Source organism: Nocardia sp. NBC_00565 (assembly GCF_036345915.1).
GTDB lineage: Bacteria > Actinomycetota > Actinomycetes > Mycobacteriales > Mycobacteriaceae > Nocardia.
Genome location: NZ_CP107785.1, coordinates 323,467 through 338,970, shown reverse-complemented (window position 1 = coordinate 338,970; position 15,504 = coordinate 323,467). Strand labels below are relative to the sequence as shown.

16 protein-coding genes, 1 tRNA gene and 1 pseudogene are annotated in these 15,504 nt (G+C 65.5%); 7 read left to right on the top strand and 11 right to left on the bottom strand.

What is annotated here, in order from left to right:
* The first annotated feature begins 69 nt into the window (after nucleotides 1–69).
* Complete coding sequence (locus tag OG874_RS01975) at nucleotides 70–474, top strand: hypothetical protein (protein WP_330253402.1); 405 nt, start codon at nucleotides 70–72, stop codon at nucleotides 472–474.
* A gap of 256 nt (nucleotides 475–730) precedes the next feature.
* Here the strand turns inward: OG874_RS01975 and OG874_RS01970 are convergent, their stop codons facing one another.
* The 4 genes from OG874_RS01970 to OG874_RS01955 are packed head-to-tail and all read right to left on the bottom strand — an operon-like array spanning nucleotide 731 to nucleotide 2,846.
* Nucleotides 731–1,315 carry a hypothetical protein gene (locus tag OG874_RS01970; RefSeq protein ID WP_330253401.1) on the bottom strand — a complete coding sequence of 195 codons (585 nt, stop codon included), beginning with the start codon at nucleotides 1,313–1,315 and terminating at the stop codon, nucleotides 731–733.
* Nucleotides 1,303–1,791 (bottom strand): hypothetical protein, encoded by a 489-nt coding sequence (locus tag OG874_RS01965; RefSeq protein ID WP_330253400.1) that lies wholly within the window; start codon nucleotides 1,789–1,791, stop codon nucleotides 1,303–1,305. The genes OG874_RS01970 and OG874_RS01965 overlap by 13 nt, the downstream gene beginning before the upstream one ends.
* Nucleotides 1,792–2,517: a hypothetical protein gene (locus OG874_RS01960; RefSeq protein WP_330253399.1), complete on the bottom strand. Its 726-nt coding sequence runs from the start codon at nucleotides 2,515–2,517 to the stop codon at nucleotides 1,792–1,794. It abuts the gene before it with no gap.
* The gene (locus tag OG874_RS01955; RefSeq protein ID WP_330253398.1) at nucleotides 2,517–2,846 is read right to left on the bottom strand and encodes a hypothetical protein; all 330 of its coding nucleotides are present in this window, start codon (nucleotides 2,844–2,846) and stop codon (nucleotides 2,517–2,519) included. The genes OG874_RS01960 and OG874_RS01955 overlap by 1 nt, the downstream gene beginning before the upstream one ends.
* Nucleotides 2,847–3,113: 267 nt before the next feature.
* On the opposite strand from OG874_RS01955, the gene OG874_RS01950 reads away from it, so the two are divergent.
* Complete coding sequence (locus tag OG874_RS01950) at nucleotides 3,114–3,641, top strand: hypothetical protein (protein ID WP_330253397.1); 528 nt, start codon at nucleotides 3,114–3,116, stop codon at nucleotides 3,639–3,641.
* A gap of 1 nt (nucleotide 3,642) precedes the next feature.
* Here the strand turns inward: OG874_RS01950 and OG874_RS01945 are convergent.
* Both OG874_RS01945 and OG874_RS01940 read right to left on the bottom strand, forming a co-directional pair.
* Nucleotides 3,643–3,810 (bottom strand): annotated as a pseudogene (locus tag OG874_RS01945) (transposase); the annotation flags it as partial.
* 108 nt (nucleotides 3,811–3,918) lie between these two features.
* On the bottom strand, nucleotides 3,919–5,403 hold the full coding sequence (locus OG874_RS01940; RefSeq protein WP_330253396.1) for an AAA family ATPase: 1,485 nt from the start codon (nucleotides 5,401–5,403) through the stop codon (nucleotides 3,919–3,921).
* Between the two features lie 445 nt (nucleotides 5,404–5,848).
* Here OG874_RS01940 and OG874_RS01935 point away from each other — a divergent pair, with 445 nt between their 5' ends.
* Nucleotides 5,849–6,160 (top strand): hypothetical protein, encoded by a 312-nt coding sequence (locus tag OG874_RS01935; protein ID WP_330253395.1) that lies wholly within the window; start codon nucleotides 5,849–5,851, stop codon nucleotides 6,158–6,160.
* A 124-nt stretch (nucleotides 6,161–6,284) separates the two neighbouring features.
* Here OG874_RS01935 and OG874_RS01930 read toward each other — a convergent pair.
* Nucleotides 6,285–6,357 (bottom strand) — tRNA-Asn (locus OG874_RS01930).
* 409 nt (nucleotides 6,358–6,766) lie between these two features.
* Between OG874_RS01930 and tnpB the strand changes: the two genes are divergently transcribed.
* The 3 genes from tnpB (at nucleotide 6,767) to OG874_RS01915 (ending at nucleotide 9,736) form a co-directional block, all read left to right on the top strand.
* Entirely contained in the window at nucleotides 6,767–8,212 is a 1,446-nt protein-coding gene (gene tnpB / locus OG874_RS01925; protein WP_330253394.1) for an IS607 family element RNA-guided endonuclease TnpB, read from the top strand.
* A 146-nt stretch (nucleotides 8,213–8,358) separates the two neighbouring features.
* On the top strand, nucleotides 8,359–8,604 hold the full coding sequence (locus OG874_RS01920; protein ID WP_330253393.1) for a hypothetical protein: 246 nt from the start codon (nucleotides 8,359–8,361) through the stop codon (nucleotides 8,602–8,604).
* A gap of 508 nt (nucleotides 8,605–9,112) precedes the next feature.
* Nucleotides 9,113–9,736, top strand: a complete 624-nt coding sequence (locus tag OG874_RS01915) for a hypothetical protein (protein WP_330253392.1) — start codon at nucleotides 9,113–9,115, stop codon at nucleotides 9,734–9,736.
* A 48-nt stretch (nucleotides 9,737–9,784) separates the two neighbouring features.
* Here the strand turns inward: OG874_RS01915 and dnaG are convergent, their stop codons facing one another.
* From dnaG to OG874_RS01900, 3 genes are all read right to left on the bottom strand, one after another.
* Complete coding sequence (gene dnaG / locus OG874_RS01910) at nucleotides 9,785–11,701, bottom strand: DNA primase (protein WP_330253391.1); 1,917 nt, start codon at nucleotides 11,699–11,701, stop codon at nucleotides 9,785–9,787.
* 66 nt (nucleotides 11,702–11,767) lie between these two features.
* Nucleotides 11,768–13,018, bottom strand: coding sequence for a deoxyguanosinetriphosphate triphosphohydrolase (locus tag OG874_RS01905; RefSeq protein WP_330253390.1), 1,251 nt, complete (start codon nucleotides 13,016–13,018; stop codon nucleotides 11,768–11,770).
* Nucleotides 13,019–13,024: 6 nt separating this feature from the next.
* Nucleotides 13,025–13,720, bottom strand: coding sequence for a YdcF family protein (locus OG874_RS01900; RefSeq protein ID WP_442943259.1), 696 nt, complete (start codon nucleotides 13,718–13,720; stop codon nucleotides 13,025–13,027).
* A 235-nt stretch (nucleotides 13,721–13,955) separates the two neighbouring features.
* Here OG874_RS01900 and OG874_RS01895 point away from each other — a divergent pair, with 235 nt between their 5' ends.
* Nucleotides 13,956–14,825, top strand: a complete 870-nt coding sequence (locus OG874_RS01895) for an NAD(P)-dependent oxidoreductase (protein ID WP_330253389.1) — start codon at nucleotides 13,956–13,958, stop codon at nucleotides 14,823–14,825.
* Here the strand turns inward: OG874_RS01895 and OG874_RS01890 are convergent, their stop codons facing one another.
* Nucleotides 14,826–15,500: an MBL fold metallo-hydrolase gene (locus OG874_RS01890; protein ID WP_330253388.1), complete on the bottom strand. Its 675-nt coding sequence runs from the start codon at nucleotides 15,498–15,500 to the stop codon at nucleotides 14,826–14,828.
* Nucleotides 15,501–15,504: the final 4 nt, after the last annotated feature.

Here is a 15,504-nt window from a genome sequence, read left to right as displayed (position 1 = left end):
TCGAACAAAACGACCGGCACCGACAGGGTTGCAGGCCGGTGCCACAACCGATTTCGAGGAGTACACGAGATGTCCATCACTATCACGTTGACCGACCAGGACAAGAGCACCCTGCGTACCGCCGCCTATGGTGCGGTGTCGTTGATGGCTGCCGCCGGTGCGCCGCACAAGGGGATCACGCACGGCTGCGTCGCCTTGGCCTCGGCGACGGGGCTGGTCGGGCATGTGCTCGCTGCCAAGTCCAAAGACATCCACTTGCCGGGCAAGTCGGTCGCTGAGCTCGCCGACCAGGTGTTGGCGAGTTTGACCGCGGCGATGAGCCTGCTCGGCGAGCAGTATCCGGGTGAGGCCGACAACTTCCGTGGCACTGTGCTGGTCGCTGTCGAAGCTGCCGCCGGGCCCCGTAAGGGTGAGCCCAGTCCCGTCGTGGCTGCGATGGCGCGCACGATCATCGCGGCTCTCGACGCCGCCTGAGGGGTGCGGGGTCGGCGCAGCTGGTCGCGGGGTCCTGTCCGGCCCCCGCGACTCGGCCACCGACCGTCGAACGTGACCAACCGGTCCCCTCCACTCACGAGGGCTCGGAGGCCGGGTCCGCCGCAGGGGTCTGCTCCACCTGACGGATGATTCGCTTCAGCTGGGAGATCTCGTCGTGCAGGGCTCTCAAATGGCTCCGGTGGGCGGAGCTGCGAAAAGGCTTGGGCCCCTGTTGTGGTGGGCTCCGGTGGGGCGTTCAGCGATTCCCGGCCCGATTTTGCTCGACCGCGGCCACGAAATCCGGGTGCGCGGAAACGATCAGCTGGTCGGCTGTTTCGTTCATCCAGACATCGGCGAAATAGCCGGAGCGACTCCAGGACAGCATCACCACCAGCAACGCGATCGGCATGCATCCGGGCACGATCACGAAAGCCAAAGGTAGATAGAGCGGTTCGAGTTCGAGCGCCCGTGCGATGAGGACGGCCGCGATTGTCAGTGGTATCGCCAGCAGTGCCAGCAGCGCGATTCGACGGAAGCGCCGGACCTCGTAGAGACAGAACTCGCAGGCCGGGCAGTCGAAGCGGACGCGCGCCAGGACGGGGTCCCGCCGCCCGGGTTTCATGGAGCGCAACATGGCTCGCGGTGTCGGCAGCTCCGATAGTGGGCCACTGGAATTGACTGCGAAAGAACGGGTCTCACTAGCGGTGACACCGTGCTCGCTGCACAACCCCGGCATCGGCTCGGTGAGAACGAGCTCCGTCGGTGCCGCCGCGAGAGCCAGCGTCCAATCCGGGTTGATCTCAGTGTCGAAGACCACCTGTGCCCGGGTCACTGCAGCCATCCGCGCTGCTGGCGGTCCCGGAAGTATTCGTCGTCCTCATCGTCGTCATCAGTCGGGGTTACGATGCGATCGCGGTTGGGCTTGCGGGTGCCCGGGATGACGGCGTTCCCGGCGGGCGCCGGCCGATCCGCGGGAGGGGGCATCGGCCGATCCGACGGCCGCTGGTCCTCTAGTGGTTCAGACCGGAGTCGCACCAACTCGGCTTCGCCCTGGGCGGCCAGCCGTTGCCGTTCCTCCTCCGGCATGTCCGCGAACTGCTGCATGGCGGCGGGCAACGTGCGATCGAGCACCCGATTGAATGCCTCGCTGTGCATCAATTCGCGTGCGCTGCCCTTGCCTTCGAGGACACCGCGCAGCTGCTCCTTCAATTGCGGATCGGTGGCGGTATTCATCAACACCCGAATCGCCCGGGACAGTTGGCGCGAGGCCCCGAGATCGCCATGGGCCAGATCATGAATCGGCTCGGGCGCGTTCATTCAGGCTCCAGGGTGGTCGTAGATGGCGGTGGGCAGGCTGGGCATATCGGCGGACTCGACCACCGCGACCACGCCGAAACCGACCCCGGCGATGGCCTCGAGTGCGACATACGCGGCGTTGAACTTCTCGACCAGCAGGCCCCATTCCGCGATCACCTTCGCCGTGGTAGCGGTGGCGGCGGCGACCAGGGCCGCCGTTGCGAAAATTCCGACGCCGGTGAGCGCGGAGGCCTCGGCCGCAGCCCACTCGATCATCGCCATGGCACCCCAGTCCAGCAAGGTCTGCAAGGCATTACTCATGGCGGTGGAGAGGTGGTACGCCGTCGACGCGAAGCGGTTGATCTCGGTCGCCATCTCCTTCAAGGGATCTACCTGCGCGGAAATGGCTGCCGAGAGCTTCGTGAAATAGGCTTGGGCGCTGGTCGCGGCGTTACCGTCCCACGTCGTGTCGACAGTCGTCGCGGCGGACTTGACCGATTCGGAGAAGCTCGCGCTGTAGGACGCCAGGTTTTCCACCGCGTTGCCCGCCTTCTGCAGGGCCTCCCAATCACCGGAGATCTTGGTGGTGAACCACTTCAGCGGGTCTGTCCCGAGGACGTTTTCGAACCACTTACAAGCCCAGTACGTCGGCGAAATGGCGTTCGAGGTGATGAGGAACTCGAAACTGTCGTTGAGCGGGTCCTCGAGCGAAGGTTCCGCTAGGTGCTCGGACGGCGTCTTGGTCATCAGTTGCTGCCTGTGGGGTACGTGCGGTCCAACTCGTCGGCGCGCGCGTGGTCAATGGTCCGGTAAACCTGCGCGACCTTGGTCAATTCGGTCGCCGCAGCCTCGGAGAGGGTGCCGAGGGTGGCGTAATTGGGCTTCAGCTTGTTGTGCGCCTCGGCAACGGCGCTCAGCCCGATACGGATGAGCCCGCCGTCGCCCCACACGGTGTTGTCCAAGACCAGCCACTTGTCCAGATAGGTCGCGACATTCGCATTGGCCTCGGCCAGCGTCTTCAAAGCCGCGGCGAACGTGTCCACTGCGGCGGGATCGACTTTGAAAGTCTCCGACATCAGATCTCCCCTCTCGGCCGCGCGCCGGCCGCCCTACACCGAAGCACCTTCACACAAAATGCCTGCTCAGCGCAACTTTGCCGATATCTCGGGCAGCGGCGCGTGGCAACCGTCCCGACTGCGGACGATCTGCGGCACCCCCTGTGCGCGTCTTGGTGCCTGTGAGCCAAACTGATCATTTAGCGACCGGGGTCGGCTGACCTGCGAAAACGCTTGGGCCACTGTTGTGCTGGTTGCCAGGAGTTTATCGTCGATGCGGGGTGGGCGATGGTGTCGTGGCGTGAGGAGCTGCACCGGCGTGAGGCGGCCGCTGCTGAACAAGTCGAGCAGCTGCGTCGCCAGATCGCGGAGCTGACCGAACAGCTGAATGCCGAGGAGCATCGCTTGTCGCGGCTGGCGATCACGCGGGAAACGATGAGCGAGATCTGCGCCGAGACCGCCGAACCGACCCCGCCCGAGGTGGACGAAGATTCGGCCGGTAGAGCGGGAATGGTTGCGTCGCAGCCGATTCCGGACGGATCGCCGATCGGGTTGGTGCTGGTGCCGCAGCGGGCAGCGGGGATGAACGCGTCGGCGCCGCCGGAGGATTGCGGCGAGATCCTGGCGGTGCTCGCCGAGTCCGGTGGCGGGTTGCGGGCCGGGCAGGTCGCCGCCGAGCTGGGTATCGATCGGGTCGATCGGTCGAAGGTCGAGTCGTTGCGGGGGAAGCTGAAACGCCTGGTGGCGCGTGGCTGGCTGGAACAGGAGCCTTCTGGGGTGTTCACGATCGCCGAATATTGCTGGTGCGGTGGGTGATTCATTGCCGGGTGCGGGCCAGGCGCCGCGACATCAGGATGATCATCGACCAGATCACGAGGGCTTCGTGGTGTTCGGGTAGTCGTTCGTAGTCGCGGACCAGGCGCCGGCGCCGAGAAATCCAGGCCAGGGTCCGCTCGACCACCCAGCGGCGGGGGAGGACGACGAATTCGCTCGGGCCACCTCCGCTACCTACCGAGCTGAGGAATCACTCCTGCGACCACACCTATCGAGCCGCCCGCCGCACACTCGAGTCCGCCAGAACCGGTCGCCGCTGCTACACCACGGCGTAGACGGTGTTCAGGTCGACCAGCATGGGGCCGTCGACCTCCTTCGGCCGATGCTCGAGGCCGATGCCGACAGCCTGTAGGTTCTCATCGAATCCCGCTCCGCTGTAGCAGGTCAGGATGGTTTGGCTGGTGTCATATCCCTTGGCCGCCAATAATTCTCGCGCACGCCGCAAGCGGTCCACATGCCCGATCGTCATGGTGCGGTCCCATTTGACCTCACCCAGAGACAGGATGCGTCGCGGCCGTCCGGTCTCCTCTGGCGCCAGCACCGCGACATCGACCTGAATCTGCCGCTTGTCACGCGGATCGCTGACTGTCGCGGCCGCCACATGCCCGGGCAACTCGCCGAACACCTCGGGCCCCACCGACATCGCCCAGTCCCGGCAGATTCCCTCGAAATGTAAGCCCACCACCTGCGACAGGAACGTGGCACGCGAATTACGCCATGCCGCTTCGGGATTCCCACGCTCCAACCGGGTCCACTCCCGCCGCATGATCGCCTCGTAGAACACGATCAGCGGCTCGGCCACCCGATACACAGATTTACCCCGATTGAACGGATCCGCCTCTCGGATGACCAGCTGAGCATCCTCGAGCACCGACAACGGATGCCCGATGTCGGTGGAACTGCGGCCGATGGTGTTCGCGATACCACCGCGTGTCGTGTGCCCACCCGCGATCGCACCCAGCACCGCGTGATACAGCGCCACGTCCCGGATCTCGGTCTCCTCAGCCAACAGATACCGCGCCTCGCGGAACAGCGGCACCTGCGGATTGAGCACCGTCCGCAACACCCAGGAATCGAAATCCTCCAGAGACGCCGGTGCATCACCCGCGACGAACTCACGCCGATACGCCGGCGTCCCACCCACGATCGAATGCACCAACACCGCCAACCGCGGATCCTCGATCCCCCAGAACCGTGCCGACTCCCGATAACCGAGCGGCTTGACGATCAACTCCAAACTCGCCCGCCCACGCAACGGCGCACTGCCGGCCAGCAACCGCCCCATCACCGACATCGCCGACCCACACAACAACACCCGCGAACCCGCCCGCCGCGCATAACCGCGAGGGTCGAGCGCACGCTGCAACACCGAAGGCAACGACGGACTGGCCTTGGTCAGATACGGAAACTCATCGATGACGACCAGCCCATCCCCCACCACCGCGAACAACCGCTCCAACGCCTCGTCCCAATCCCGGAACGCATACCGGCCACCACCGGCATGCCCGGCCACAGCCGCACCGAAACCCTCCAGCGCCTCGACCTCCGTCGCATCGGTCGCCGTGAAGAAGAAACCCCCAACGACATCGGCCAACGCATCCAGCAAGAACGTCTTGCCCTGCCGCCGCCGCCCGCTGACAATCCCCAACCGCACATCCGGACTCGGCGACGTCGCGAACCGCACCAATCCGTCCCATTCGCGGTCACGGTCGAACACCCGGTCCGGCTTCACCAAGGCAGTCATAGATAGAAGTATACTTCTAATAAGTACACTTCTACAGAGAGAAGGACACGCGGGAAAACCGTGCACAGTGGTGCAGCCGACGCGACACCACCACGATCGGTGCTATGGCGCCCCAATGTCCAATCCCGCACTGAAACCCGGCACCGCCGGGCAACCCCAGATCCGGCAACTCGCCGACGGCACATACGAAGCGCCTGCTGTGCCGCAACAACTTCGGCACTTACCACAAACCGCGACGCACCGGCCACACCGAAAAGGAAGCGGCGAGAAATGTCCGCCACGCGGCGGTCGAGTGGATCCACACCCAAGACGCAGAACTGGACACCCCGATCCCGGGCACCTGGATCCGCAGCAAGCTCGAATACCTCAGCAACGGATGGCGCTGGCAACCAGGTCTAAAGACTGGTTCGAAAGCATCCGCCGACTCGCCCTCTCCTCACGAGGCGTGCAAGCCACCCGTCAACTCCTCGCCTGCGACATCCCCTCCGAAGACAACCTCCTGCTCCCCTCCCGAAACGGAAAAGGATGGAGCCCCACCAACTTCGGCCGCCTCTGGCGCAGCGCGCGAGCCGAGAAATACGCCGCCATAACCCCCACCCAGATCCGCCACCGCGTCGCCACCGACGTCCGCGACATCAACGGAATCGAAGCAGCGGCCGCACAACTCGGCGACTCACCCCTGGTCACCGCACGTTGCTATGCCGCACGCAACCAACACGTGGACAACCGGACAGCACTCGAACAAACCGGAACATAGACACGCTGCCCCGGCCCGGGGAAAACCACCCGATCATGGACCCATCAAGGACCTTCTCGACCCGAAAACCAGAAAAGCCCCCGACCGCAAATTCCATCTTTGCTGGTCGGAGGCTTTTCCAAAGCTCCCCCATCTGGACTCGAACCAGAAACCTGCCGATTAACAGTCGGCTGCTCTGCCAATTGAGCTATAGGGGACTATCCTTGTGGCTCGTCCGTACTGGGCGGGCCGAGGTGAAACTTTAGCGTATCGTCGCGCGGCTTCCCAAATCGCGTCTCTACCTGGAGACATGCTGGGGTGTCGGCGTGTCTGGGGGCGGCGCGCTATGGGGGTGAGAACTGTTGTGCTGTTCATCAGCGTTTGTCGGTGTTCCTCCATGATTGTCGACCGTGAGATGTGGGGCGCAAGATCGGGGGCGGGTTGTCGGTTCCCGGCCGCTGTGGAACGCGATCAACTCTGAATACGTGTAATTCACACGGGTATTCGCGTTCCATCCACTGGTCGCACGCAGTAGGCTTCGAACATGCATTCGAGCAGGGGAGTCTGCTGTTGCCACGACCGCCGCGCGATCGGTCACGACGGGTGGGCGCCGGTGAGGCGGGGGCAGTGAAAAAATTTGAGCCTCGACCGGGTTTCGTGGTGCAGGCGTACCGGTATGCCCTGGACCCGAACGCAGGTCAGGAACATACGCTGCGCTCGCATTGTGGTGCGGCTCGCGCCGCCTACAACTGGGCGGTGTCGTGGGTGTCGGCGTCGTGGTCCCAACGCAGGGCCGAGCAGTCCTACGGCATTTCCGAGGCTGAGCTGACCGACTGGCGTCCGTGGTCGCTGCCTGCCCTGCGGAAGGCGTTCAACCAGGTCAAGCACACCGATCTGCGGTTCGCGTCCTGGTGGGCCGAGAACTCCAAGGAGTCGTATTCCACCGGTTTGGCCAACGCCGCGATCGCGTTCGACAACTACGCGAAATCCGCACGGGGACAACGACGGGGCGCACGGATGGGGCTGCCGCGCTACAAGTCCAAGCACACAGCACCATTGGCGTGCCGGTTCACCACCGGAACCATCCGCGTCGACGCCGACCGCCATCATGTGACGCTGCCGAGGCTCGGAACCATCAGGACACACGAATCCACCCGCAAGCTTCAACGCCGCATCGAGAACGGCACCGCACGGGTCCTGTCGGCGACTGTCCAGCATGCGCGGGGACGGTGGTTCGTGTCGTTCCAGGTCGAGGTCGAGCGGGAGACAACCCGACCGGGCCGCCCTGATGTCACGGTCGGTGTGGATCTGGGTGTGACGACGCTCGCGGTCACAGCTGACTCCGACGGTGGGGTCCGGTACTTCCCGAACCCGAAGCACTACGACACCAACCTGAAGCGTCTGCGGCGTCTCTCTCGCCGCGTGTCGCGGCGCCGAGGCCCGGACCGGCGCACCCGAGGGCAGCCCTCGAAACGTTGGCGTAAAGCTGACGCGGAACGTAACCGGGTGCATCATCGTGTGGCGAACCTGCGCTCCGATGCTGTCCACAAGCTCACTACCGCCATCACCGCCGAGTACGGCACTGTCGTGGTCGAAGACCTCAACGTCGCCGGAATGCTGCGCAACCGACGGCTGGCACGCAAGATCGCTGATGCCGGTTTCGGGGAGATTCGACGACAAATCACCTACAAATCCGAGTGGAATAGCGGTGCGGTGCATGTCGCCGACCGTTGGTTCCCCTCGTCCAAGACCTGCTCGGGCTGTGGCGCGGTGAAAGCCAAGCTGCCGCTGCATGTCCGAGTGTTCACCTGCGACGAATGCCCGCTCGTGCTCGACCGGGACGTGAACGCCGCACGCAACCTCGCCGCGTTGGCGGCGCAGTGCACGACAGGTAGCGGAGTGGCCGCAGACCTGGGCGCGTCAGCGCCGAATCCTCGTGGAGCCGACCGTAAGACCCGCGCCACCGCCAGTAGCCGCACGGCTATCAGCGGGCGGGCTGGTGGCGAAACCCCGCAATCGCGGACACAAGCGAGAGACCGTCATCAGGACACCACGGCCCATGTGCCGCGGTGACACCGTTACGGACCGTTCCGGCTGAAAGGCCGGAAATGCTGAGATTCGTTGAATCAAAGCAACGGTGGATCCGGATCGACAGGGGTACCGGGCGTCGGGCAGGATGGTAGCCGCGCGCACAGGCACTTTGGGAGGAGCTCTACGAGATGCTGCGGTTGATCATCGGCATTGCGGCCGGTTATGTGCTCGGTACGAAGGCCGGGCGGGGTCGCTACGAACAGATCAGTGCGGCCACTCGCGCTGTCACCGAAAGCCCGGTGACGCGCAAGCTCGTACTCGTCGGCAGGCAGAAGCTGTCGGACAAGCTCAGCACGCGCGCGAAGCTGGAGCCGATGGTGCCCCTCGATGAGCGCACCACGCTGCTGGTACCGCAGGATCAGCTGCGCCGCTGAGCGCACATTCTGCCGATTAGTGGTCGGCTATCGCAGCTGGACACCGGTCAGCTATCGCACGGCCGCGCCGGTCGGCTATCGCAGCGGATTCCAGACCGCACAACCCTTATGTCAGCGGCACACCCGGTACACGGGGTGTGCTGCCGACATAAAACACACAAAGGTTGTGCGCGGACCGCGAGGCGCTCGAGTTGACCGACGACCGATGCCCGGGTGTACTGGGCGATCATGTGCCCGATTCCGAGCGACTCGCGCGCGGTACCGGGGCCGACTGCGGCTGACCAGCGCGCCGAGCTCGACGACTATATGACCTACGCGGCGCCATTGTTCGTCACCGCTGAGTTCTACGCACAACGTTCTACGCCGCACAACGTCTCGTCCACGGCCGGAGAAACCCTGGCAAACTTCCCGCACTCTCAGCCATTGTGTCTGCGCTCACCGCAGAGGACAGTGGGTATGTCCGGTGGCGCCACCGGGGCGCCACCCTCAGCAGGGCAGGAGGTCGCCCGTGTACGCACGTTCGAGCACAATTACGGCCCAGCTGTCGTCGATCGACAATGGGATCGCATACCTCCGCGATGATTTGATGCCGAATCTGCCCGAGATCGAGGGGTGGGTCGGTATGTCGCTGATGGCCGATCGGGCATCGGGACGTTGCATTGCCACGACCGCATGGGAATCCGAGGCGGCGATGCGCGACAGCAGAGAACAGGTCCAGGCACTGCGTGACGGTCTGGCGCAGGCGCTCAACGGCCCGATCGAGCTGGTCGAGGAATGGGAAATCGCGGTCATGCACCGCGATCAACTGGCCGGCGACAGCGCGTGCACGCGATGCACGTGGGTGCGCGGTGATCCAGCCAACATCGACCGGTCGATCAATACGTTCAAGACGAGGGTGTTGCCGGCGGCCGAGCAGATCGCCGGATTCCGCAGCGCGAGTCTGTTCGTCGATCGGGCAACCGGCCGAGCGGTGGGCGCGACCACCTGGGCCAGCCGCGAGGCGATGGACAACAGCCGCGAACAGACGGAACGGATCAGGACCGGAGCGGTCCAAAAGATGGGCGCCGGGGTGCTCGAGGTGGCGGAGTTCGAACTCTGCTTCGCACATCTGCGCGTTCCCGAGATGGCCTGATATCAGAAGATATCCGGCCGCGGAGTGCAGACTTCGCGGCCGGATATCTCAGCCCGCGGCGAAGTCGCCGTGGTTGCCCATGGCCTGGGTGAGCAAGCTCTTGCGGTACTGCTCCAAGGCGACCAGATCACCGAACAGCGCCATATACGCCTCGGGCTGTTCGGTCGAGGAGACACGCTGGAGCTTGGACTTCAACTCGGCGATCTGGCGGCCGACCCAGGCTTCCTGCACGCGGGCCAGCACGCCGGTGACGAAGCGGGGAATGTCGTTGGCGGACTTCACCGGCATCTGTTCGCCGGAGAGTTCGGAGACCAGCGCCCGCATGGTCAGGTCGTCGGTGCCGTCGGAAACGGCGTTGACCCATTCCGCGCCGCTGAGCCCGGATGCGGTGCCGCCCGCCTCGGCGATCAACGCGCGCACGGCCGCGTAGGCGGGGTGGGTAAAGGCCTCGGCCTCGATCGAATCGAAGACCGCCCCCGCCATCGCCGGATACTGCAGTGCCGCGCCGAGCGCCTGCCGCTGCGGCAACAGCGTCGGATCGTTCGGATTCGGCCGGGCCGCAGGATGTTCGGCGACCACCGCGGTGGGCTGCGGCACCGCGCGACCGCCGGGCCGCCCGCCACCGTTGCGGTTGCGCTTGGCTTCCTCACCGACCCGGCGCACGACGGTCTGAATATCGTCCCAGCCGACCCAACCGGCGAGCTTGGTCGCATACGCCTTGCGCAGCGCGTTGTCCTTGATCTGCGCGACCACCGGCACGGCGCGACGCAGCGCCTCCACCTGCCCCTCGGCGGTGTCCAGGTTGTGGTCGGCGAGTAGACCGCGAATCACGAACTCGTACAACGGAGTTCGCCGGGCCACCAGATCGCGCACCGCGGCGTCGCCGGAATGCTCGCGCAGTTCGCACGGATCCTGGCCGTCGGGGGCGACGGCGATATAGGTCTGTCCAGCCAGCTTCTGGTCGCCCGCAAAGGCTTTCAGCGCCGCCGCCTGTCCGGCCGCGTCGCCGTCGAAGGTGTAGATGATCTCGCCGCGCCAGAAGTTGTCGTCCATGAGCAGCCTGCGCAGCAGCGCGAGGTGCTCGTCGCCGAAGGCGGTACCGCACGAGGCGACCGCGGTCTTGATGCCCGCCAAATGCATGGCCATCACGTCGGTGTAGCCCTCGACCACCACGGCCTGGTGGCCCTTGGCGATCTCACGCTTGGCGTGGTCCAAGCCGAAGAGCACCTGAGACTTCTTGTACAGCAAGGTCTCTGGCGTATTGATGTACTTGCCGGGCATGGTGTCGTCGTCGAAGAGCTTGCGCGCGCCGAAGCCGATGACATCGCCGCCGAGATTGCGGATCGGCCACAGCAGCCGTCGGTGGAACCGGTCGATCGGCCCGCGCTGGCCCTGCCGCGACAGCCCGGCCGCCTCGAGTTCCTTGAAGTCGAAACCCTTGCGCAGCAGATGCTTCGTCAGCACGTCCCAGCCCGCTGGGGCGTAGCCGCAGCCGAACTGCTGGGCGGCATTGCCGTCGAAGTTGCGGTCGGTGAGGTACTTGCGCGCCGTCTCGGCCTCTGGTTCGCGCAGCTGAGCCATGTAGAACTCGTGCGCGGCGGCGTTGGCGGCGACCAGCCTGGACCGGGTACCGCGGTCGCGCTGCACCGAGGTGCCGCCGCCCTCGTAATTGATCTGATAGCCGATCCGATCGGCGAGTTGCTCGACCGCCTCGACGAATCCGACGTGCTCGACCTTCTGCAGGAATGCGAAGACGTCACCACCCTCACCGCAGCCGAAGCAGTGGTACAGGCCGTGGTTGGGCCGCACGTGGAACGATGGCGACTTCTCGTCGTGGAACGGACACAACCCCTTCATGGAGTCCGCGCCCGCGCGCTTCAGCGCGACGTACTCCCCCACCACATCTTCGATCCGGACGCGTTCGCGTATCGCCGCGATATCGCGATCTGGGAGTCGTCCGGCCACGGCGGTCAGTCTAGGCTAGTCCGGCCCCGACACGCCCAGCGGCTGGTCACGCGTCTGAGCAGTCGACTATTCGGCAAGGGACACTCGCTCGAGCCGACTCTCGGTGTACGAGGCGATCTGGTCGACGATCACGCGCACGCGCGCGGTGTCATCGACCGCGGCCTGCCACCACGGCAGCAGCAGCGGATCCAATCCGTGCGGCGCGGTCGCGAGCAGCCGGTTCGCAACCATCAGGATTCGCTCGCGCTGCACCGCCTGGCGGTGCTTGTGATCGAGATCGGACATGACGTAGCGCAGGGCGACGGTCTTGAGCATCGCCACCTCAGCGGCCACGATCGGCGGGATCTCGAGGTCCGCGGCATAGCGGGACAACGCGCGCCCACCGGCGACCTGCCGGGTGGCGATGATGGCGGCGGTGGCGAAGCGGCCGACCAGTTCGCTGGTGAGGCGCTTCAAGGCCACCGAACTGGCGAGGGTGCCGTCATAGTCGGCGGCCGCGGCCACCACGGGCAGTTCGGACAGCCGCTGGGCCGCGCCGACGAGGTCGTCCACCGAAAGGGCGGGGTGCTGACCGTGCCCGAGTTCGGCGAGTCCGGCCTGCTCGGCGGGATCGGCGAGAGCCCGCAATTCGATGCGGCCCGCGATGACGCCGTCCTCCACATCATGCACCGAGTACGCGACGTCGTCGGACCAGTCCATGATCTGGCATTCCAGGCTCTTGCGGCCATCCGGCGCGTCCTTGCGCACCCATTCGAGGCGGTCCAGATCGATATCGTAGGCACCGAACTTAGTGCCCGAACCTGTTCTGCCCCAAGGGTATTTGATGGCCGCGTCCAGCGCGGCACGGGTGAGGTTCAGGCCCGCGCTCGTCCCGTCGACGTCGAGCACCTTCGGTTCCAGGCGGGTGAGGATGCGCAGGTTCTGCGCATTGCCCTCGAAGCCGCCGTAGGCGTCGGCGAAGATGTCGAGGGCCGTCTCGCCATTGTGGCCATAGGGCGGATGGCCGATATCGTGGGCCAATCCGGCCAAGTCGACGAGGTCCGGATCGCAGCCGAGACCGTCGGCGATACTGCGCCCGATCTGGGCCACCTCGATCGAATGGGTCAGTCGGGTGCGCGGGGTGTCACCGTCGCGGGGCCCCATGACCTGGGTTTTGTCGGCGAGTCTGCGCAGGGCCGCGGAGTGCAGCACGCGGGCGCGGTCGCGGGCGAATTCGGTGCGGTGGCCGGTTTCGAATTCACTACGCGGTGGGCCGAGTCCAGCGGTCTTGGCGCCCTCGACCACCATGCGCTCACGGTCATGCTCGATATAACTCATCGAATCTCACTGCCCCGCTGAGTATTTGAAGTCCGATGAGAAGTGTGTGAGCTGGTACCAGAGCAAAGCGCCGGTCTCCCTGGCGATTCCGTGCGCCTGCGATTCCCGGGTGTAGACGGCCGGGCCGGTGCGGGTCGGCGCGGTCCACGCCTCCAGCCCGGCGTCGCGGGCCATGGTTCTGGTGCGCAGCGAATGCCACGGATCGCTGACCAGCACCGCGGCCGACATCTCGCGGGCGCTCATGGCGGTCGCGACGGCCTCGATGCTGCGCAGCGTGTCCGAACCCGTCTCGACCGCCAGGATCCGGTCGCCCGGTATCCCGCGCTCCTGCAGATAGGCCTTGCCGGAGGCGGCCTCGGTGTACAGATCGCCTTCCTGCTTGCCGCCCACGGTGATCACCGTGGGCGCGACACCGGCCTTGAACAGTTTGTAGGCCTGGTCCAGCCGCGCCTCGAACACCGTCGACGGTGTTCCGGAGTATTGCGCGGCGCCGAGTACGACGATGGCGTCCGCCCTGGTGTAGTCGTCGATCCGCGCCACCTGCCACACCCGGAATGCGGTGCCGCCGACCAGCACCGCACCCATCAAGATCGCGCCCGCGACCAGCCGCCGCGCCCAGCGCAGCAGCCCGCCTCCGGCACCGCGCGACGAGCCGGATGCGGGAGCCGAGGCCGACCGGGTACGCAGCGACGCCGAATTCACCTCACCAAGTTTGCCAGGTCACCAGCGACCGGTACGTCACGCGGGTAACCAGCGGATATCGACCGCCCCGGCTACACACTTACTTATAGGTAAGTACTGGACTAATTTGTAAGTACTTGTCGATATCGCAGTACGTATCGAGAATGGTTTGCGGCGCCACACCGAAGTTCCTTTCACCTGACCGAACCGGCTATCCGGGCGGCACAGGCAGCTCGAAATATTGAGGAGTGGACATATGACGACATCGGTGACGGTGCTCGGACTCGGTGCGATGGGACGCGCGCTGGCCGCCGCGTTCGTACGCGCCGGGCATCCGACAACAGTCTGGAATCGCAGTGTCGGCCAGGACGCCGAACTCGTTGCGGCGGGGGCAAAGTCGGCGCGGACAGTCACCGAGGCGGTGGCCGCCGACGATCTCGTGGTGGCCTGCCTGTTCGACCACCGGTCCGTGCACGAGGTGCTGGACCCGGCGGCCGACCTGCTGGTCGGCCGCGCGCTGGTGAACCTGACCAGCACCGAGCCGCGCGGGTCACGCGAACTGGCGCAGTGGGCCGCGAGCCATGGCATCGACTTCCTCGACGGCGCCGTCATGGCCACCCCGCCGATGATCGGCCAACCCGGTTCGTCCCTGCTGTACAGCGGTTCCCGCGAGATCTTCGACAACCATCGCGAAACTCTCGAATTACTGGGCACCGCCGAATATTTCGGCGAAGACGCCGGGCATGCCGCATTGGTCGACTTCGCTCTGCTGTCGGGGATGTACGTCATGTTCGCGGGCTTCTACCACGGCGGTGCGATGGTCCGCTCGATCGGCATATCGGCCGAGGAATTCGGCAAACGTGCCGCGGGCTTTCTCACGGCGATGACCGGTTCGCTCCCGATCGCCGGAGCCAAAATCGACTCCGGCGACTATTCGATCCCGTTCCAGCCCTTGACCTTCACCAAGGCCGCCCTCGACACCATCGTCTCGGCCAGCCGCAATGCGGGGGTCGACCTCGACGTCATCGGCCCGATCAAGAACCTCGTCGACCGCCAGGTCGCCGACGGCTACGGCGCGCAGAGTTCGGAGCGCATATTCGAAAGCCTCAGTCCGCAGGCGCGGTGACTACCAGCCGCGTTCGCGCCATTCCCCGAGGTGTGGGCGTTCGACACCCAATGTGGTGTCGTCGCCGTGACCGGGATAGACAACGGCGTCGTCGGGGTAGCGGGCGAAGATCTTCGTGGTGACATCGGTATAGAGGGAGGTGAAATCCGCCGGGTTGGTGGTGCGGCCGATGCCGCCGGGGAAGAGCGAGTCACCGGTGAACAGGTGGACGCCCGGGCCGTCGACGAGGGCGAGGGCGACCGAGCCGGGTGTGTGTCCGCGCAGGTGGATAACCTCGAAGGCGAGGTCGCCGATCTCGATGAGGTCACCGTCGGCGAGTAGTCGGTCGGGGCGCACCGGGAGCGGATCGGCGTCGAGGGGGTGCGCGGCGGTGGGTACGCCGATGGCGGCGACAACCTCTTTCAGCCCGAACCAGTGGTCCGGATGCTGGTGGGTGGTGACGACCAGGGCTACGCGGTCGGGCGTTTCCTGATCGATGAGCTCGTTGATGCGGTCGGGTTCGTTGGCGGCGTCGATGAGCAGTGCGGCACCGGTGGCGCTGCACTGCACTAGATAGCAGTTGTTGTCCATGCCCCCAACGGACATTTTGATGATGCGAGCACCAGGAATGTCACGCTGTTGCGGATTCGATCCAGCAGACAGATGACCGGTGTACGGCAGGTCGATCGTGATCACGAAT

Bases quoted from the DNA above. Each gene is read 5' to 3' on its own strand.
- OG874_RS01975 (WP_330253402.1), top strand. From the start codon at position 70: ATGTCCATCACTATCACGTTGACCGACCAGGACAAGAGCACCCTGCGT.
- OG874_RS01970 (WP_330253401.1), bottom strand. From the start codon at position 1,315: ATGGCTGCAGTGACCCGGGCACAGGTGGTCTTCGACACTGAGATCAAC.
- OG874_RS01965 (WP_330253400.1), bottom strand. From the start codon at position 1,791: ATGAACGCGCCCGAGCCGATTCATGATCTGGCCCATGGCGATCTCGGG.
- OG874_RS01960 (WP_330253399.1), bottom strand. From the start codon at position 2,517: ATGACCAAGACGCCGTCCGAGCACCTAGCGGAACCTTCGCTCGAGGAC.
- OG874_RS01955 (WP_330253398.1), bottom strand. From the start codon at position 2,846: ATGTCGGAGACTTTCAAAGTCGATCCCGCCGCAGTGGACACGTTCGCC.
- OG874_RS01950 (WP_330253397.1), top strand. From the start codon at position 3,114: ATGGTGTCGTGGCGTGAGGAGCTGCACCGGCGTGAGGCGGCCGCTGCT.
- OG874_RS01940 (WP_330253396.1), bottom strand. From the start codon at position 5,403: ATGACTGCCTTGGTGAAGCCGGACCGGGTGTTCGACCGTGACCGCGAA.
- OG874_RS01920 (WP_330253393.1), top strand. From the start codon at position 8,359: ATGCTGCGGTTGATCATCGGCATTGCGGCCGGTTATGTGCTCGGTACG.
- OG874_RS01905 (WP_330253390.1), bottom strand. From the start codon at position 13,018: ATGAGTTATATCGAGCATGACCGTGAGCGCATGGTGGTCGAGGGCGCC.
- OG874_RS01895 (WP_330253389.1), top strand. From the start codon at position 13,956: ATGACGACATCGGTGACGGTGCTCGGACTCGGTGCGATGGGACGCGCG.